Origin of the sequence: cyanobacterium endosymbiont of Epithemia clementina EcSB (assembly GCF_029919255.1) — a bacterium.
In the GTDB taxonomy this organism is placed as follows: domain Bacteria; phylum Cyanobacteriota; class Cyanobacteriia; order Cyanobacteriales; family Microcystaceae; genus Rippkaea.
On sequence record NZ_CP123991.1, the window covers coordinates 18,331 to 38,930 of the forward strand.

Consider the following 20,600-nt stretch of genomic DNA (forward strand, 5'->3'; position numbering starts at 1 on the left):
AAAATATTATTGAGACAGCCACACCATGATATCACCAATGATAATACCTCCAATAATCACTTCTGTACGAGTTAGACGTTGTAAAATTGGAGTTACTTGATGGGAGACAATTAGGCGATCACGAGTTAACACTTCTGGGGGTTTAAGCCAGGTTTGTCCGTCATACCATCCTGACTCTTCATAAAAAATTGTTTTTTTTCTTAGGCGATCACCTACATAACACCAGCCTAATCCTAATTGTATGACGACGAAGGAAACCATCAACCCTGCCCCGAAGTTATTGCACAGGATAAACAAAAAAGGGGATGTTCGAGGAGGAAAACTAACTGCAGCAATGGGACTAGTTAACATCCATCCAATTAATCCTACATAAATAATTTTCCGCCAATAGAGTTTGGTTTCTAGAGTTGCCCATCGAAAAAACCACGATTTTTTTAAGTCTTCGTATTCGTTAACCGGTTGTTGTTCAGTAGGAACAGGACAGATGTTTGTGGGCAATTTCCTCATAATAATTGTATTTGTATAGCTTGTAATCAGGATAATTCAATACGTTCAGCATGACCCCAAAAGGCTTCTAATTTATAAAATTCTCGTTCTTCAGGCAAGAGAATATGAACGATAACATCCCCATAATCTTGAAGTATCCAAGTTCCTTGTCGTTTTCCTTCGATGCGTAGGGGAGATTGTCTACAGGTCTGATCGACCTTTTCCTCGATCGCATCAGCAATTGCTTTCACTTGAGTGGTAGAAAACCCGGTAGCGATAACAAAGTAGTCACTTAAGTAAGAAATTTCTGTGACTTTCAAGACAACGATATCATCGGCTTTGCGGTCATCAGCTGCTTGGACGATCGCGCAGATGATGTTTGGGGTTTTTGGGTCAGTTGAATTATCTGTCACCGTTAGAGTGTTCTCTGAGAAAGATTGTTCGTAATTGATCATTAAGCTTTGTTTTATCTTAGACCTTCAATTATTTATGGTTTAAGCAAGGTCAAAGTGTTAATTATTCTTGGTAACTGCGCTAGAATCTATTTTAGTTTGAAAAAATGCCCAATTGCAAGTCAAAATAGTTCTTGAGATGAATATGACGATGGATGGCTATCCGAATTAAGTTTTTTAAGCAAACGTCGAAGACTTGCTGCACGCTTTCATAAAAGTCTTGCTAACCAAATACAACGTATGTACTCTGACTCTAGCGTATTTTCCTAATTATATTCTAAGACATTAGCTGAAAATACGATACACATCTGAGGACTGGCTAGAGTAGAATTACTTATAGCTGTCAACATCTCTTTATTTTTTACCTCAAATTGTTCTTTAGTTATAACCGTATTTATTTCTTGCGATGGCTAAAAGTTTATGTGGAGAATATAATTGAGCCAAGTCATGCATCAATCTTGTAAACGCTATTTTCTAGAGGATAACCTGATAATAAGTAGCTAATTCAATAAACACTCTCTCTCCTCCTAAAATTAGGTTATAGACAATTAGTATAAATTTTGTTTTCTAACCTAATAAATTATCTGCCTTTCTATACTTATCTATCATTAGAAACTGTTTATTTTCCTATTGGAGTAAACTCATCTTAATAATTTTCAAGCTCTTGTCATAAAAATTACATTCATACTTTCTAAGGTCATTAAATAAATTTACTAAATTTTTACAACCAAGATAAATTATCAACAATTAAGTAATTTACTCTTTGAGATATAAAACTTTTTTAAAGTTAACAAACACTTCTACTAAAAAAAATAATTTTATATTTTTTAGTAAATAGGGTTCTCTACTTCGTAATTTTTCTCTTAATACTTAATTTATTAAGGAGTTTTTATGGGTACTCTTTTAAAAAATTTTTACTCCTATTCTATTGCTTTTTAAAGTCATATAAATTGCGTTAAAAATCAAAGTATTTTAATGACAGAGTTAAATATTTACTAAAAGATCTTTATCTCTTAAAAAGAATAAAAACCTTTGTTTTATCTTAAACAGAGGTTTTTATTCTTTTTTTTATTTTACCAGCTAAACAATTATGAAATTGTATCGGTTTCAAATATTTCACAAATAAATTTTTAAGTTAACTTTCTGATGACTTTATAATTGCTTTGTGACTAAAGCAAGAAAATTACACCTAAAATTGAAAGCAAAAGCCCTAATACTACCCAAATAAAATAATTGTCTTTGGTGTTTATCTGACTTAGATCTTCTGAATTAATCACGAACTTCTTCTGTAATCTGTTAGTAGGTTTGGCAGCAATATATTGGAGGTTGTTTTGAATTTACACTTCCACCAAATCAAGAATTTATACCATCTATTCTTCAGGACGTTTAAGTTTGGGAGCTTGGAGAATATAAAGAATTTCTTTACTTTGTTTCCGAATGTCAGAACAGGGGTGACAGGTCAAGGTTTGGCATAAAGTGATCGCATGGTGTAATCTTCCTACAGCTTGATAAGCGGTAACTAACCACATCTGAACTTCTCCTCCTAGTTGGGATGACAAGTTAACTAATTCGGTTGCTTCTTCGAGAACTTGGACACTCAGATGATATTGGCCTAGTGCTAATAAATCTCGTCCTACTTGATATTTAAGTTGGAATTGTTCTTAATTTAGAGCAGTCACAATATCAACAGTTTTTAGGGTAAACAATTTCAAACTTAATAATTATATAGCTATAGTCATTAGGCTATAGTAATAGGCAATTAAATGAGGTGATTATTTAAGCTATAGATAGTTATTGATAACTGAAATTTAAATACCCAACAATTAAAGTATATTATTCTGTTATTTATTTTTTTTTAGATAAGGACAGACAACTTTTATCAGTTGATAAGTAGTGGAATGATTAAAGCATAAACAGTAAACATGAAAATTACAACCACAATTATCAAAAACAGAAAGTTGCTTATATTATTTTCTGGATAAGATTGAGCAACTTCTCTCATAAAAAATCAAGGATTGCCGACTAAAAAATCACTGAGAAAAACAAAATAAATGCGAATTTGATGGGATCGTCCTGTGAGAGTAGTTGCTTGTATTAAATTTGTCTCGGAGATATGTTTCAGGATAATACAATCTCTGCAAGATGATAATCCATCGTGGTTTGCACGGTAAACACGCACTAAAATAGGATAGAGAGTTTTGCTAATCGATTAGTAAGTTAAAAAACAAGTCTGCAGATTACTTTTACTTATAAAAGTACTATAAAAATCATTAATATTCCCTTGATGTATCTCTTGAGTAAGATAGAAAGGAAACGTTGGCAACTTTTCTAGTAAAATCAATCTAGAGGTTTCGCAACTTAAACGTGTAAGAATATTATCCTAGTCGTGAAAAAGTGTTAACATCCGTGGAACACTTTTAAGTAATATCTGCTACGTTACAATCCTTTGTTACTACCGTACCTGACCAGAATAGAAATACCGTCAGCATATAGTAATCTAAAATCGTCTGCTTAGCATTTGAAAGCTTGACCTATTTTTAATAAATCCATCCTTTATTCGTGGTAAATGTCGAAGAATATGATCTAAAAACTAATTATAAATTTAATTTTTTCTAGTTAATTTACTTAAATATTTACGTTTATAACTTTCATTAAATAAATGTTATAAACATAAAAAGACAACCATAAAAATCTACAGTAACTTTATACTTAAACGATATCTAAATAGGTAAGCTTAAATGAGTATAAACTAGAAAATCAGTTAAAGAAAAGAAAACATTAAATACTAGCTTGACTAAAAATTTAGTCTATGATGGGAAACAAAAATATTTTTTAAAAAATTAATAAAATAAAGATTTACTTAAACAAGGTAAATTAAAACAAGTTAAATTTAACTCTAATTTTCTAGATATATAAATGCATCCCGTTCACATTTTTAACATTTATTTATAGCTACTTACCTATCATGGTTGTCATCTTTTTCTTATAACATCAATTCTTCTCAGTTAATTAGCCTCATAGTTTATTATACAAATTTAGTTTACTCTTAATTTCTTAAGATTTTAGGTTAGGCTTAAAAAAATAAAGAATTTTACTTTCACTCCTAAAGTAAAAACAAAATAAATAATTTAGTTAGGCTCCAGTTTTAGAGATTTTTATAGAAAAAATTGCTTCTATATCAATTAACTGTTTAATGCTTTAACTATAAGTTTTGTTCTCTATTGACCACTCTAAAGGGGAATTTGTACCTACAAGTCTACCCAGACTTTAGAACTCTCATTAATATAGGTGATAGCAGTGACATAGATTCACAATAAATGAAAAAGAGTATCGCATGGTTGGTAGGGAGTTTGAGTGTATTGGAAATCATTACTCCCATTGGGGCATTAGAAAACTCTATAGGCGAAGCAGGAATTAATGCTGAAAAGTTACACAAAGACCCTTATAATCTAACAGGACGTAAAATTGCCATTGGTCAAGTGGAGATTGGCCGACCTGGACAATTTGGGTTTGATAAGATTGCTGCCTGGAATCCAAAGATTAATCTAGCAGGAGTCTATTTTCGCAACAATTTTGTTAAACCTAACAGCAATTTAGATAACCATGCGGCGATGGTGGCAACAGTGATGGTGAGTCAGGATAAACGGTTACCTGGAGTTGCTCCAAAAGCTAGACTATACGCCTCAGCTGTTGGCGAGCTCAAACGAGGAGGACAACCTGAAGAATGTTTAGCTAGTCAACACGTAGCTCAGCAAAATAGTGGTGATGTTCGGGCGATTAATTTTAGTTTTGGGGAATCTTTACAACGAGATCCTAGAGAAAATGCTAGGCTTGACGGCAATGCTTTGTTAACTCAATGTATTGATTGGTCGGCAAGGGTTCATGACGTTCTTTATGTGATTGCTGGTAATCAAGGGGAAGGGGGAATTCCTATTCCGACAGATCATTACAATGGAATTACCACTGCTTATACGACTAAACAAAAAGGAAAATTTACTAAAATTGATTTTGCGAATTTAAGCGCACTTCCAGTGGGAATTGGTCGACGTCTGATTAGACGCGAAATTAATACAGGATTAAGGCGGGCAGTGAGTTTAGTCGCCCCAGGGAATAAAATTATTTTATACGATCTGTCGGGAAAAATTAATGAGGTCAGTGGGACAAGTTTTGCAGCCCCTCATATTACGGCCTCAGTAGCTTTACTCCAGGAATTTGGTGATCGCCAACTACGAGAAAAACAAGCTAATTGGAGTTTAGATTCTCGTCGCCATCAAGTGATGAAAGCTGTCTTGCTTAATTCTGCTGATAAATTACAAGACCATGGCGATGGTTTATTACTAGGGATGGTTCGCACAGTTTTAAGTAAAAAAAATCAAACCTGGTTAAAATCTGATGCCTATCGCGACCCAAAGACTCCTTTAGATATAGAGATGGGAACAGGACATCTCAACACCTTTCGAGCTTATCAGCAATTTAGTGCGGGTCAATGGAAACCTGATAAGGCAGTTTCTTCTTTAGGTTGGAATTATGATACAATCATTTATAATAAGAACCATGATTATGTAATAAAAACCCCCTTAAGCCAAGGAAGTTATGTGGCTATTACCCTAGTTTGGGATCGCCATGTTGAGTTAAATGATACTAATAGAAATAAGCGATATAATTTAGGCGAAACATTTCGTGATCGCGGCTTAAATAATTTAGATTTATATTTAATGCCGGCAACAGGTAAAAATATTTCTCAAAGTGTCTGTTCTTCTATTAGTAAAGTCGATAATATTGAACATATTTTTTGTCAAGTTCCTAACACCGGATTATACAAAGTACGAGTTCATTATCCTCAACCCCTTAATCAATACAAACAACCTTATGGATTAGCTTGGTGGACTGCTTCTTTGACGTCCCTTCCACAGTAACTCTTCTTAAGTAAGTCGAAGCCTGATCGCTAGGTTCCCACAACAAAATAAATTTTTGCCGTCAAGTTAACTCTAAAAAATATAGTAGGGGTTAAGGTTGACCTGTTTTTTTAAAACTGTTAGAGTTCATATTCTCCCTCCATCAGGGGACAAATTATAACTGTCGGCTAGTTTAGCTTTATAGTTAAAGCCAATAACCCTGTCCCTAAAATAATCCATAATCCGATTTTGTTAACTTCAATACTCTTAATAATATGTTATTTCAAATACATAATCATTTTGCTAATTAGTTTATGCAAACTGAATAATCAGAGCAATAAATTCTCTATTCTCAATTATCGATATCTTTCGATATTTTACTAACAGATTTTTTGGGGATTAAAGTAAGGAGTCTGTTCCTCTTTAGCAAGAGAATTCACATATTTAATCATGATTTTAGCAATTTTCAAATGTTTATCCTCAATTTTAATCTCTCAATAATCACCCCAATCCTCAAGTTATTGGAGTTTTCTACACTCTCTGAGTACCAATCTAGAAATTTATCTATTGAAATCAGTACTTTATCAATCTGTGGCAATTTATTTCAGTATTTAATTTAATTTGTCTTTATTTTTTTTAAAATCTATAGATACTTGTTAGCTACAATGAGTCCTTTGATTGTTTTTTAAAAGCTCTCCAATATATTTTATATTTTCTTTAAGGAAAGTTGATTCTTTACTACTTATTTTTTAAAGGAATAGTTTCTCTTTTTCTTCAAAAATCTATAAATTATTTTTTTTTATTATATTTTCTAATAGCTTCACTAAATCTAATTTTTTTAAACTTTCTATTTTTGAGAATTTCTACATAATATTTTTGCTCTTGTTTTCGTTCTAAAGAAAATTTTAGGTCTCAAGTAAACTTTGATAATTACTGTTCTTCTAATTCTGTTAGCTGAATTTTTAGATAGACTTAGATTCAGTGATCGCTTTTTTAAAACTATTTTTTTATTTATAAAAGTTTTGTTACCAGCAACATCTACAATCATAATTGTAGTAGAGATGCATTCTCTCTTTTTATAATTATCATTAACAATCAAATATTCTCAAAATTTCTATTGAAAATATTTGTATAGGAGAAAAATTATAAAGCTTTAAATGACAACAATCAACAATGTATCTTTATTATTTTTCTTCTTCAAGTTAACAAGAGAACTATCAATATAAATTGTATCAAAGTCGATAATTTTATGATCACCTCTCATAACCATATAGCAACTAATAGAATTTTATGATTTCTTACTAGAAAAAATATTAATTAAAAATAGTTATTCGAATGAAGTCATTAATACTTTAACCACTACCGACTGATGAAAAAAATGTCTAGCTGTACTCTGGTGAGTATCCCAAAAAAGGATTAAGCTTCAACAATAATCAAATAATTGTTGCTAATGGCACGTGATTCGATTTTGAAACTAAAACTAGCCACACTATTTTAATTTAAACTACTGACAGTCAAGTATTATCCCCTGACTATCAATTTACAATTTAGGTTGATGACCTTTTGGAAAATATTTCAACTGTCGTCTGAACTGAAGATAGACAAAAAAATAGTTATGACACAGTACTCCCCACTAACGCCCTAATTTGTTGAAAATTCTCAAACTTTGATTATGAATAGTGGTCAAAATTAAGTTAATGTTATCTATACTCCAGGAGATAATTATAGTTCAGACCAATTCAGAGGATGATAGATATCATTATTTATCGAGACTGATGACCGTATTGATGCAGGACTTGGCAATGATCTGATTTCATTAGACCCTGGTAGAGATAATGACTTAGTTACAGCGTATTAGGGTTTAAACATTTTCTATTGAACTCAAAATGACGATCCTTTACCCGCCAATATCAATGTTATGGCAATCACAACTTATCGAAAGAAGAAAATATTAAAATCCTTACAACCAGCTTACAATTTGGTTTCCTCAGAAGCGATTAGAATCTTCATCAAGATAACTTGAACACAATTATCTATTTAATAATTAATTAAATTAGATCAAATATAAAAATGTCATTATCTTCTGAGGTTATGACTTAAATAGCGGTAGTAGAAATAACCCACTACCGCTATAAGTTAGGATTAATAATTCAGGTAGTTATCCGATAACCCGTCATTAATCTGTAGCCTTTGCTAACAGATCTTGCTTTTTTTCGTTGGGTATAACCTTAACTTTACCCTCTTCATCAATATCTACTAATGCTGTATCCCCTTCACCAACTCGGCCTAAAAGAATCTCCTCAGCTAAGACATCTTCAAGGAGACGCATAATCGCACGACGTAAAGGCCGTGCCCCATAAGCAGGGTTATATCCTTCTTCCACCAAACGTTCTTTGAACTTTTCGGTAACACTCAAAGTAATAGTCTTTTCAGTTAAGCGAGCAAAGACTTCTTTAAGGAGAATGTCAGAAATTTCCTTAACCTCATTCTTATTTAACTGGCGGAAGACAATAATTTCATCGAGACGGTTAAGGAATTCAGGACGGAAGTAATTCTTCAATTCCTCATTAACCAAAGCTCGAATCCGGTTATATTGGGCTTCTGTTTTATTGTCTTCAAATTCAAATCCAAGGCCACCACCACCTTTTTCGATCACTTTAGACCCAATATTAGAGGTCATGATCAACAGGGTATTTTTAAAGTCCACTGTACGACCCTTAGCATCAGTAAGGCGACCGTCTTCTAAAATTTGCAAAAGCATATTGAAGACATCGGGGTGTGCTTTCTCAATTTCGTCAAAGAGAACCACCGTATAAGGACGACGGCGCACTGCTTCGGTCAACTGGCCTCCTTCGTTATAACCCACATATCCAGGAGGAGATCCAATTAACTTAGATACTGTATGACGTTCCATGTATTCGGACATATCCAGACGGATCATGGCATCTTCTGAACCGAAGAAATAAGCTGCTAATGCCTTAGTCAACTCAGTCTTACCTACTCCAGTAGGTCCAGAAAAGACAAAACTAGCAATGGGACGGTTAGGGTTTTTCAAACCGACTCGCGCCCGGCGAATCGCCCGTGACACTGCTTTCACCGCATCTTCTTGACCGATCAAACGCTGGTGTAGAGTATCTTCCATGTGAAGCAACTTCTCGGATTCAGTCTCCGTCAGTTTGTTCACTGGAACTCCAGTCCAAGAGGCGACGATATGAGCAATCTCCTCGGAGTCTACAAAAGGTTCATCGTTATCTCCTTCTGCTTTCTTCGTTGAGGATATTGACCTAATTTCCTCTTTAATTTCCATTTCACGATCACGCAGTTCTCCAGCCTTATCAAAGTCTTGAGCTCGGACTGCATCGTCTTTTTGTTTAAGAATAGAACGAAGCTCTTTATCGAGTTCCTTAGCTGCCGGAGGTAATTGGGAATTAATTAACCTTACCCGCGATCCTGCCTCATCAATGAGGTCGATTGCCTTATCAGGAAGATAACGGTCTGAAATATAGCGGTCTGAAAGCTTAGCGGCAGCTTCCAAAGCTTCATCCAGTATTTTCAACTTATGGTGTTGTTCATAACGTTCTCGTAATCCATAAAGAATCTCAATAGTTTCGTCAACAGTGGGTTCGCCCACTACAACCGGTTGGAAACGACGCTCCAAAGCTGCATCTCGTTCGATATGCTTTCTGTATTCATCGAGGGTGGTAGCCCCGACGCACTGTAATTCCCCCCGTGCTAGGGCTGGTTTAAGAATATTAGCCGCATCAATTGCTCCTTCAGCTGCCCCTGCACCGATAAGAGTATGCACTTCGTCAATCACTAAAATTACATTTCCAGCCTGACGAATTTCGTCCATGATTTTTTTCAGACGTTCTTCAAATTCCCCACGATATTTAGTTCCGGCGACTAACAAGCCAATATCGAGGGTAACTACTCGTTTTTCTTCGAGGATATCGGGGACATCTTTGGTGGCAATACGTTGAGCGAGACCTTCAGCAATCGCAGTTTTTCCTACTCCTGGTTCTCCAATTAAAACAGGGTTGTTCTTGGTTCTACGACCGAGAATTTGGATCACCCGTTCAATTTCCTTTTGTCGTCCTACGACGGGATCAAGTTTTCCTTCTCCAGCCATATTGGTCAGATTAGAACCAAATTCGTCTAGAGTTGGAGTTTTAGTTCGTCCAGATGGACCTCCTCCAGCAGCTACTTCAGCCGTTTCTCCAAGTTGTCGAATCACTTGAGTCCGAACTTTGGATAAATCTACTCCTAAATTTTCAAGAACCCGTGCAGCTACCCCTTCTCCTTCACGGATTAATCCTAGGAGGAGGTGTTCGGTTCCAATATAGTTATGTCCGAGTTGTCGAGCCTCTTCTAATGAAAGTTCAAGTACTCTTTTAGCTCTTGGGGTAAAGGGAATTTCGACGGCGACAAACCCTGAACCACGTCCAATAATTTTTTCGACCTCAACGCGAGCGTCTTTGAGGTTGACACCCATTGACTTGAGAACTTTGGCCGCCACTCCAGTTCCTTCACCAATTAGCCCCAGAAGAATCTGTTCCGTCCCAACAAAGTTATGTCCAAGACGGCGGGCCTCTTCTTGAGCCAGCATTATGACCTTGATAGCTTTTTCTGTAAAGCGTTCAAACATGATTTATTTGTCCATCACCTGCTGCTTTCCCTTGTAAGCTGATTCTAGCACTCAATATCCCAGAGAATAATCTAAAAACTTCCTTAAATTTTTCTTGCTAGTTAATCATCTTGGTTGCTATTTATCAGGTTGACCATATTCATTTTATTTTCTTACCTGATTTATCATCTCTCTTTAAATATAAATCTAAATCGCTAATTAGCCAATTATATTGATTGAGACGATCACTAATACGTAACCGCCAATGAGACAAATCTTCTCGAAATCGAGGGTGGTCTAAATCCCCTCGCCACAAAATTAAAGCATCCTCTCCGGTTTTCTGATAATAGCTTTTGCGTCTTCCTACTAGTTGAAAGCCAATTTTTTGATAGACTGCAAGAGCTGATTGATTAGAAACCTTCACTTCTAGGGTAGCACGTTCGAGATTACGGTTAGCGGCTTCTTTTAACAAACTGTAAAGCAATAGTTGTCCCAATCCTTGCCCTTGATAGTCGGGGTGAATCATCAATAATACAATATGAGCTTCTTCTAAAATCGTCCAAAAGCAACCGCAACCAACAATAAAGCCGAATTCTTCTATAGATAGAACCAATAAGCTACTATTCGGGTTATCTAATTCTCTCTGATAACCTTTTTTTGTCCATAACCCTCCTAAACAAATACGATCTAACTCAACCAATTGAGTCAGTTGGTCATAGTGGGGTGTGTTTAGGATAAGACGTGAGGAGAACATTAAATTATCAATTTAGGCTAAATGGTAAATCAAGGTTAAAGGTAGCTGTAATATCAAGACAAAGAGTTTGGGTGAATGGCGACTTTGAAGATGAATTTGTTGATATCCAGCAGAAAAAATATATATTTCTAAGTAAAATGTTTTTTTTAACTAAAAAAAGCATTTTACTTAGATGAACTCTAATAAACCAGTAACAGAACTAGTTTATTAAACAGGGTTCAAAATTGTTAATTTTCATTAAAAGTTATTAATTAAGTCATATTATATGATTTTTTCTCTGAAAAGACTATTTTTATAAATTTTATATTCTGCAGTATATAATTTTACTATAGAGATATAAAATTTTTATTTATACATTTAAAATTTAAGTCTCTAAATAATACCTATAGACTAATTATCTAGTATTTTAATACTCTCGATTAAGGTCAATATTTTAACATATTTTTAATATGTTAAAATATTGACTATCAAAAATACTAACTTTACTATGCCCAATCCTATTTTCTCAGTCACAGCAATATGCTATTTACTTATTCTTAAAAACTTACAGACATACCAATTACTAGATTTTAAATAAATATTTAGACTAAGTCCTAACTTTTTTTACTTTCGAAGTCTACTTCTATTTATTTTCTTAAGATGTTTCTCAGTCTTACGATAGTCTTAAAAAACTTATATCTAATTATTCTTGCTGTTAGTGTAGGTATTTCAATCAAAAATAACCACACAACGTTCAGTAAGTTATGATTTTTATAGATAAAATGTTGAATATCTTCTTAGATAAATATATAAATAGACAACTATTATATTGTCTGATAGTTTGTAATTGTCTAATCTAAACAATAGATGGTCAGTCAAATTAAATATATTTAGTTTGACTGACCATCTATTGTTATAGAGAAGATTTTATTATTTCTACTATTGAAAAGCTTTTATCTACTTACTTTGTACTTAAGCTTAATGACATCATTCTTTATATCTGATATAATCTTTCCTAAGTATTTTAAACTTTTATAGCAGGTTTTATAAAAGCTGCTATAAGAGTTGGGCATGCTCTTTTTACCAAGACTTGACACGCAACCAATTTAAGTTCTCTTTTGTTGGAAAACTCTTTTTGTAGAAAACTTGAATAAATGTAAATTGCTTTTCGACTGATTCCACAGTTATCGTGACATAATAATACCGAAGGTATTTATTTCAGACGATCTGAACTGTCTAAACAGCTCCATCATATTAACTGATACTGATTTTTTTTACAGTTTAACTGAAATTTAAAGATAAAAATTCACGTCGAAACATCTCAATCCAGACAATAGTGGTATGAAAACCAAAATTGTCATGCCGCTTAAGGTTAAAAATTTTACACTTTACCGCTAAAAAACTCCGCACTGGTAGGACTTGAATACAAAATACTATAAAGGAATATAAATAATGGCAATATTTAGAGTGAGGATAATTGAGTGATTTTAACTAAAAATAAGAATATCAATCCAAAAAATCAGTTAATGCATGACTATGACAATTAATCAAGGAGAAACAATAGCTGCAATTGCTACAGCTATTGTCCCCGAACAAGGTAGTATTGGGATTGTGCGTCTATCAGGAAACCAGTCCTTAGCCATTGCCAAAACCTTGTTTGATATCCCTGGAAAGCAACCCTGGGAAACCCATCGTATTCTCTACGGTTACATTCGCCATCCTCGAACCCAACAGGTGATAGACGAAGCCCTTTTATTATTGATGTTAGCTCCCCGTTCTTATACTCGTGAGGATGTTGTGGAATTTCATTGTCATGGAGGCATGATTCCTGTACAGCAGGTTCTAGAATTATGTTTAGAATTAGGAGCAAAACTAGCACAACCTGGGGAATTTACTCTACGGGCATTTCTTAATGGTAGAATTGACTTAACCCAAGCTGAGAGTATAGCAGAATTAGTGGGAGCGCGCTCACCTCAAGCATCTCAAATGGCATTAGCTGGGTTACAAGGAAAACTAGCAAAAACTATACATCAACTTCATGATGATTGTTTAGATATCCTCGCGGAAATAGAAGCTAGAATCGATTTTGAAGATGATTTACCCTCTTTAAATAAAAGATCAATTATTGAGGGTTTAGAGAGAATTTTAGCGAAATTACAGAAGATTCTAATCACAGGCAGTCAAGGAGAATTACTTCGCAGTGGAATTAAGGTAGCTATTGTCGGTCGTCCCAATGTGGGAAAATCGAGTTTATTCAATGCTTGGAGTCAGTGTGATCGCGCTATTGTTACTAACTTACCAGGAACCACTAGAGATCTAGTAGAATCACAGTTAGTGGTGGGAGGAATTCCTGTTCAAGTGTGGGATACTGCCGGAATTCGAGACACTATGAATGCAGTTGAAAAAATAGGAGTTGAGCGATCACGTTATGCTGCTGATCATGCTGACCTTGTTTTACTGACCATTGATGCCCAAGCAGGATGGACTGCTGAGGATCAAGAAATTTATCAACAGGTAAATCACCGTCCTTTAATTTTAGTTATTAATAAAATTGATTTAGGAACAGTAAAACCAACAGAATTTCCCTCGAAAATTAAACAAACTGTTAAAACAATCGCTGCAGAGAATCAAGGAATTGAAGCTTTAGAAAAAGCTATATTAGCATCGGTTAAAATCCAAGAAATAACAGCAGCTAATTTAGATTTAGCCATTAATCAACGGCAAGCAGCAGCTTTAACCAGTGCTAAACTTGCCATAGAACAAGTACAAGAAACCATAGCTAATCAATTACCTTTAGATTTTTTAACAATTGATCTACGTGTCGCCATTAAAGCATTAGGAGAAATTACCGGAGACGAAGTTACAGAATCAATTTTGGAAAAAATCTTTAGCCGTTTTTGTATTGGTAAGTAGTAAGCTTATTTACTCAAATTATAAAATTTAGCAAGTAAGTAACTTTAAATCAATATAAAAAAATGATTTTATATTCTTATGTTTAAGTAATTGGGCTTACATTTCTAATACTTAAATTTACATCTTTTAGAACAACTAAACTCAGTAGATTATATTTATCTTTAAATATTTTTTATTTTTTAAATTAGGTTTTGTTTAAAACTATTTTTCTTCTATTTTATTTAGATATCTACTAATTTAGAGTAGATATCTAAATAAGATTATTTTCCTTTCCGTTATTTAAATTTTACTTTAAATAAACCACTTGTGTAAACCAAGTAACTATCACAAACAATTACTGTATTTATTTCTTTTATGGTGTATTTTGGGTTTTAATACTAATCTTTATCTATAAAGTTTACTGTTTTTCAGAGGATATAAATAGACTCTAGGAGTTACTTTTATTTATTCTTTATTTTTAGCTTATCTTTGAAAAAAATTACGGGTTATTTTCTAATATAATTTTATTTTTTATACCATTTAAAATATTTTATATTTTTGTTATTTATATTTTTCAGTCATTTAAAAATCTTCAAATTATTCTTTTTCTTGGATAATCCAGATAAAAATTGTTTCTTCGATTATATTTTGTTACATATAATTACTTTCGTTCTCATTTTGAAGATCTTTTTTATATTTTATGTTAACTTTTACTTTCATGATTCTTCATAACTAGAAAGCTATTTTTTAACAAAAATTATAGTTTTTACTTATTTAAGTTTACCTGCTTATCTGAAAAGAATAAAACAGTTAGTAACTGAGACAACACAATAACCACATTATTAATTAATTGCTTTTCAGATGAATAGGTCAGCAGGTGTTTTTCATTTTTTATGTTTTTTAGATATTGAATTTCAGATCAAACTAACTTAATTTTTTCAAAAAAAACTAAATAATATCGATAATCAGAGCTTGAAAAGTATCGATATCTATTAAAATAGTGGTAAGCTAATTTAATTAAATAGTTATTATGTCAAGTTTAGACATTGCTGATCTGAAAAACCCTAAACAAACTCTTCTTAACCAAAAAAGACGAGTAATAGTATACTAGAAATAGTCCAAAATGGTAAAACAATCGAGATATTACCAAATTTGCAGAATTTTTTTGGACATATCTCGATTTTTTTATGGTCAAAATAGCCTAACTCAAAACTCACCAAAATCTATCTAAAAAACAGACAGTGATAGAATGTTAAGCTCCAGGATCTAATCCTTTAGAAACAGATGATAGACAAAATGTCTTTGAGTTCTATTAATCTGTTAAGTCGTCCTTAAAAAGGCATCTTACATATTTTTCTCTGAATTTTCACCTTATATTCTTATTTGACTAGAAAATTAGTCTAACAAAAGATAGGCATTTGGCGAGACTTGTACGCTATTTTGTCTGATAAATTTTAAGACGACAATTGTTATACAGACATCCACTAAATCATCAGGCAGTAGTTCACCAAAATCTATCTGTGGAAGTGTTATTCTTATATTTATTCCCTAAGCACCGTAATAGAATGGGGAAAGAGATATGAGCCTTTGATAGTTAATCGTATAACTTGAGTGAAACAATCCTTAAATCCGTCTCCATCAAACTTAGACAAGCTTTTTCCCTTTGAACTAGATGGGTTTCAAAAAGAAGCAATTACAGCCCTTGCAGAGAGAAAGTCTGTTGTTGTCTGTGCGCCCACAGGTTCAGGAAAGACCGTTATTGGGGAATATGCAATTTACGATGCCCTAGAAATGGGTAAGCGTGTGTTCTATACTACTCCCCTGAAAGCCCTTTCTAATCAGAAATTTCGTGATTTTCAAGATAAATTTTGCCCAGAAATCAACCAAGACAAGAAAAGCCCAGTGGGGTTAATCACGGGAGATATAGTGATTAATGCTAATGCTTCCATCGTCATTATGACCACTGAGATTTTCCGCAATATGCTTTATCAAACCCCTATCGGCCAGGTAGGAACGTCTCTAGAAAACGTGGCTACTGTAATTTTAGATGAGTGCCACTATATCAGCAATCGAGATCGCGGAACAGTCTGGGAAGAATCGATTATTTATTGTCCTCCTACTATCCAACTAGTCGCCCTGTCGGCTACTATCGGCAACCCCAAGGACCTTACCAATTGGATCAACCAAGTCCGAAAAACTGCTCCTGGTATCGACCTAAAGACTGATGAAGTCAGTCTGTGTAAATTGATTAATTCCGATTTTCGTCCTGTTCCCCTGCGGTTTTACTTTAGTAGTAAAACGGGACTTTCTCCGCTTCTTAACCAGAAACAAAATGCCCTCAATCCTTGTTTGAAATCTAAGGGACAGCAAAACAAAAAACGGCGACTTAAACGCGAAGATTGCCCCGGACTAATGACAGTGATTAGGCAACTCTATAAACAGGACTTACTTCCTGCTATCTATGTTATTTTTAGTCGTCGGGGGTGCGATCAATCAGTACAGAGACTCGATGGTCTAACCTTAGTTTCTCCAGAAGAAGCTCACACTCTACAATACAATCTATTAACCTTCTTTCTCTCTAAAAATCTCCCCCTTCAAGAAAGCTTGCTTCAGGCGGTTCAAATTGAAAACCCTCTCCTGTACGAACCATTATTAAATTTTTTATCTAACCCATCCTATGATGCCGATCTGTTTGACTGTTTCAGAAAAGATGGAGAAACTAAAACCCATCTATTTCAATTATTAGCTAAGAATTGCCAATTAGTCAGAGGAGATCAACTCGAACCTCTAACCAGAGGCATTGCTGCCCACCATGCGGGAATTCTACCTGTTTGGAAAGAATTAGTAGAGCAGTTGTTCGAGGCAGGTTTAGTTAAAGTAGTGTTTGCCACTGCAACCTTATCAGCAGGAATTAATATGCCAGCAAGAACTACGGTGATATCTGCCCTCTCCAAACGCACCGATAGTGGACATAGCATGTTGACTCCATCCGAATTTTTGCAAATTGCGGGACGGGCAGGACGACGAGGAATGGATGAAGTAGGTTATGTAATAACGGTGCAAACTCCCTTTGAGGGATCAAAAGAAGCCGCTCATCTAGCAATGGCCGACTCGGAACCTCTACAAAGTTGTTTTACTCCGTCCTATGGCATGGTTTTAAACCTCTTACAAAAACATACCTTAGATGAAGCCAAACATTTACTAGAAAGAAGTTTTGCAGAATATCTGGCCCAATTAAAATTGGAACCTGAACAACGGAATATTGCCAGTTTAACCACTGAATTAACAAAAGTGGATGTCGATTTAGCAGGACTGACAGAAACCGATCTCTTTACTTACGAAAAACTTAAGGCTCGTCTTAAAGAAGAACAGCGATTGTTAAAAATTCTACAACAGCAAGCAGAGAAAACCCATAAACAAGAAATATCTCCTCAATTAGATAAGTTGAATTTAGGGGATATTCTTTATCTCAAAGGAAAACAGCTAAAATCATCCCGTCCTCACTTAGCTGTATTGGTAGCAATAGTTCCTGGATCAGGAAAATCTCATGATTATCTATGTTTAGGGGAAGATAACTATTGGTATAGAGTAAAACGTGGCGATGTGGTCGATATCAGTGGGACTTCTCTACCTCTCAATTTAGTTAAGGAGCTAAATTTGCCCGATCTTGATATCCTTCCCTTCGGGAAAAGTCATAAAGGCGATGAGAACTTTGTGAAGATCCGTAATCAAATAAGCGATCATGCTTTTTCTTTAAAGATCGCTCCGGAGGTTATCAAGCAACAGCAACGTGTTGCTCAAATTCAAGAGAAACTAGATAGCCATCCCCTCGCTCAACAAAAAAATCCGACCCGTTTATTAAAACTACACCGTCAACGCTTGAAACTCCGAGAACAACTTCACATTAGCCATGTAAAATTTCATAAACTCCAGTCTCGTCAATCCTATTATTGGGAAGAATTTCTTAATTTAATCGATATTTTACGAGAATTTAAAGCATTTAGTGGTTATGAACCCACAACTCTAGGCCAAGCCTGCGCCGCTATTCGAGGAGAAAACGAACTTTGGTTAGGACTGGTAATTATGTCAGGATCTCTCGAACGTCTAGAGTCTCACCATCTGGCTGCTGTGGTGAGTGCCTTAATTACTGAAACTTTGCGTCCCGATACTTGGACGAATTACTTACCCTCTCAAGAAATTTTAGATTTTTTTAACTATTCAGATGAAGAAGAAGTAAGTTTGAAGGAAATTCGTCGTCTTCTTTTCCAATCTCAGTCCCGGTATGATATAACTATTCCAGTGTGGTTAGAGTTAGAATTAACAGGAGTAATTGAACAATGGGCCTTAGGGACAGACTGGCAGGAATTATGTAAGAATACAAGTCTTGACGAAGGGGATTTAGTGCGCTTATTGCGGCGAACTATAGATCTGCTTTCACAAATTCCCCAAATTCCAAATATTTCTAGCTATCTCAAGAGTTCGGCTAAAGATGCTTTGACTAAACTCAAAAGGTTTCCAATTTAGTTTTGTAAATTTCAATATGTGGTGTGTGTTTATAAGCGTGTTCCTATGCTGAGCCATATCTAAAGACTGGGGTTTCTCGTTGAATGGCTAAAACCTTTTAAATACCATTCAAGTATCCAGAATCTACAATTACCTCAATTCTAAATAGGTGAAGAAAGATTGATCGTTTGGAGTAACTTTTTATAAGTTATTCTCGTTTACCTCAAAATAAATTTTTAAAGGAGGAACAATTTATATGTCTATTTTTTTAGAAAGAGTTAATTGATTATTTTCTCTTATCGAACTAAAAAAAAGAACTTTGCAAGGCTAATAATCATACACATAATGTTTTTTGAGACTATAAAGACTACAAAGACCAGAAAACATAAATTTATGTCTCATTTTCGTTAAAGTGTTGCAGGAGAAAGAGTTCTCAAACATCACTTATAGTGGTGCAATCTGCTTATTTTTTAAACATATATAAAAACTTCTATATCTTGTTAGGATAGGAGAAAAATCAGTAGTACATCATAGCTTTACATTACCTCTGAGGGAATGCTATTAAAAATCATCAGCAATAAATATATTGGAATTATCCAGGATAATAATAACTTTAAATGCTCTTTAATTTTAGCTTGTCGTCAAAACTAAGGGGTATTATTCTCTATAAGTTTACCATCATTATCAGTAAATATAATTCGGAAAAATCATCTAATACATGATTGATTCTAAACAGTTAATAACAGTTAAAAAGATATATCAAAAATTAACTGCTGAAAAATTTTAGAAGTCATAACTAGGATTCTGCGTTTCCTTTCCATTATATAATGGAAAGGAAACGCCAGTCTCTGGAGAGGTGGCAGAGTGGTTGAATGCGGCGGTCTCGAAAACCGCTTCTGGGGCAACTCAGACGAGGGTTCAAATCCCTCCCTCTCCGTTACAATTACGAAGTTTTTCAGGTGGGCGGGGCCCACCCTACGACGGTTTGTTTATCCTAGTCTTGCTAAAATATCTTGGGCATGACTGTCAGTTTTTACCTTTTCGTCTACGTGGTTAATTTTACCTTCAGCATTTATAATATAGGTGACACGCTTAGAATAGCCGTCGCCGTCTACATCGTAGGCTTTAGAGATCTCTCCATCACTATCAACAAGGAGTCGAAAAGGTAAGCCATACTTCTCCTTAAATTTTTTGTGAGAGGCTTGGTCGTCCATACTAACTCCAAAAACAACTATTCCCTTACCCTGATACTGATCGTAATTATCACGAAAACCTTGAGCTTCTTTAGTACAACCAGGGGTATCGTCCTTTGGATAAAAGTACATAACAACGATTTTGCCTTTGAAATCAGATAAGGAAATAGTTTTGTCCTCATCATCTATAGTAGTAAAGTCTGGTGCAATAGTTCCAACGGATAAAACCATAGTTCCTAAGTTCTTAGATTAAAAGTTTGTTAGTTTCGATCATAAAGTTTTACATGTTTCTTGAACACCTTTAATAATAAAGATGTTGGACTTTTCCCCAAAAAAATCTTCATGGCTGCTTCTTCAACTCAACTCTCGAATCCCTCAGACCTCAACTATTCTAGCAAGACCATAAAACGGGCTGAACGTGCTTTATGTTGCACTTCGTTTAAGTTATCTTTATTTGTTGCAATGAGGACGAATAGTGTTCCTCTATCTAAAATTGCTCGATCTGCCGGTGTTAAAGAAAGATATACTCAAAAATTTCTTTCAGAACAAAAAACCGAAAGAGACTTAATGTGGTTAATTACTGTGGGTATTCTACGACGGGAAGTTGATGGACAAGGAATCACCGATAGTTTTCGTTTAACCCCCTTAGGACGAAAAGTTATCGCTACGTGGGAAAGCCAAGGAAGACAATTGTCTCAACCTTCATGGTGGGATAGTATCGTAAATAACTTAACCCGTTGGTTTCAACTTCTCTTATTTTGAAAATTCGAAAAGTCATCAGCGCAGCTGAGCACAAGTCTTGTGTCCTTAATATAGGTTCAA

General features: G+C 34.5%; 10 protein-coding genes and 1 tRNA gene. 5 read left to right on the forward strand and 6 right to left on the reverse strand.

Annotated features, from left to right (window positions below):
• Window positions 1-6: 6 nt before the first annotated feature.
• From P3F56_RS00055 to P3F56_RS00065, 3 genes are all read right to left on the reverse strand, one after another.
• Window positions 7-507 (reverse strand): CGLD27 family protein, encoded by a 501-nt coding sequence (locus tag P3F56_RS00055; protein WP_281152748.1) that lies wholly within the window; start codon window positions 505-507, stop codon window positions 7-9.
• Between the two features lie 26 nt (window positions 508-533).
• The gene (gene rsfS, locus P3F56_RS00060) at window positions 534-941 is read right to left on the reverse strand and encodes a ribosome silencing factor (protein WP_281152749.1); all 408 of its coding nucleotides are present in this window, start codon (window positions 939-941) and stop codon (window positions 534-536) included.
• Window positions 942-2,308: 1,367 nt separating this feature from the next.
• Complete coding sequence (locus P3F56_RS00065) at window positions 2,309-2,497, reverse strand: hypothetical protein (RefSeq protein WP_281152750.1); 189 nt, start codon at window positions 2,495-2,497, stop codon at window positions 2,309-2,311.
• Between the two features lie 1,758 nt (window positions 2,498-4,255).
• On the opposite strand from P3F56_RS00065, the gene P3F56_RS00070 reads away from it, so the two are divergent.
• Complete coding sequence (locus P3F56_RS00070; RefSeq protein ID WP_281152751.1) at window positions 4,256-5,854, forward strand: S8 family serine peptidase; 1,599 nt, start codon at window positions 4,256-4,258, stop codon at window positions 5,852-5,854.
• A 2,155-nt stretch (window positions 5,855-8,009) separates the two neighbouring features.
• Here the strand turns inward: P3F56_RS00070 and P3F56_RS00075 are convergent.
• Both P3F56_RS00075 and rimI read right to left on the reverse strand, forming a co-directional pair.
• Window positions 8,010-10,478, reverse strand: coding sequence for an ATP-dependent Clp protease ATP-binding subunit (locus P3F56_RS00075; RefSeq protein ID WP_281152752.1), 2,469 nt, complete (start codon window positions 10,476-10,478; stop codon window positions 8,010-8,012).
• A 139-nt stretch (window positions 10,479-10,617) separates the two neighbouring features.
• Complete coding sequence (rimI, locus tag P3F56_RS00080) at window positions 10,618-11,211, reverse strand: ribosomal protein S18-alanine N-acetyltransferase (protein ID WP_281152753.1); 594 nt, start codon at window positions 11,209-11,211, stop codon at window positions 10,618-10,620.
• Window positions 11,212-12,720: 1,509 nt separating this feature from the next.
• Between rimI and mnmE the strand changes: the two genes are divergently transcribed.
• The 3 genes from mnmE (at window position 12,721) to P3F56_RS00095 (ending at window position 19,522) form a co-directional block, all read left to right on the forward strand.
• A complete protein-coding gene (gene mnmE, locus P3F56_RS00085) occupies window positions 12,721-14,103 on the forward strand; it encodes a tRNA uridine-5-carboxymethylaminomethyl(34) synthesis GTPase MnmE (RefSeq protein WP_281152754.1) in 1,383 nt (460 codons plus the stop codon).
• Between the two features lie 1,590 nt (window positions 14,104-15,693).
• Entirely contained in the window at window positions 15,694-18,606 is a 2,913-nt protein-coding gene (locus P3F56_RS00090) for a DEAD/DEAH box helicase (protein ID WP_281152755.1), read from the forward strand.
• An 829-nt stretch (window positions 18,607-19,435) separates the two neighbouring features.
• A tRNA-Ser gene (locus P3F56_RS00095) sits at window positions 19,436-19,522 on the forward strand.
• A gap of 52 nt (window positions 19,523-19,574) precedes the next feature.
• On the opposite strand, the gene P3F56_RS00100 is transcribed toward P3F56_RS00095, so the two are convergent.
• Entirely contained in the window at window positions 19,575-20,009 is a 435-nt protein-coding gene (locus P3F56_RS00100; RefSeq protein WP_281152756.1) for a peroxiredoxin, read from the reverse strand.
• 60 nt (window positions 20,010-20,069) lie between these two features.
• Between P3F56_RS00100 and P3F56_RS00105 the strand changes: the two genes are divergently transcribed.
• Window positions 20,070-20,540, forward strand: coding sequence for an Npun_F0494 family protein (locus P3F56_RS00105; protein WP_405054757.1), 471 nt, complete (start codon window positions 20,070-20,072; stop codon window positions 20,538-20,540).
• Window positions 20,541-20,600: the final 60 nt, after the last annotated feature.

What these genes read in the sequence shown, in the direction of transcription:
- P3F56_RS00055 (WP_281152748.1), bottom strand. Translation starts at nt 507, where the DNA reads ATGAGGAAATTGCCCACAAACATCTGTCCTGTTCCTACTGAACAACAA.
- rsfS (WP_281152749.1), bottom strand. Translation starts at nt 941, where the DNA reads ATGATCAATTACGAACAATCTTTCTCAGAGAACACTCTAACGGTGACA.
- P3F56_RS00070 (WP_281152751.1), top strand. Translation starts at nt 4,256, where the DNA reads ATGAAAAAGAGTATCGCATGGTTGGTAGGGAGTTTGAGTGTATTGGAA.
- P3F56_RS00075 (WP_281152752.1), bottom strand. Translation starts at nt 10,478, where the DNA reads ATGTTTGAACGCTTTACAGAAAAAGCTATCAAGGTCATAATGCTGGCT.
- rimI (WP_281152753.1), bottom strand. Translation starts at nt 11,211, where the DNA reads ATGTTCTCCTCACGTCTTATCCTAAACACACCCCACTATGACCAACTG.
- mnmE (WP_281152754.1), top strand. Translation starts at nt 12,721, where the DNA reads ATGACTATGACAATTAATCAAGGAGAAACAATAGCTGCAATTGCTACA.
- P3F56_RS00100 (WP_281152756.1), bottom strand. Translation starts at nt 20,009, where the DNA reads ATGGTTTTATCCGTTGGAACTATTGCACCAGACTTTACTACTATAGAT.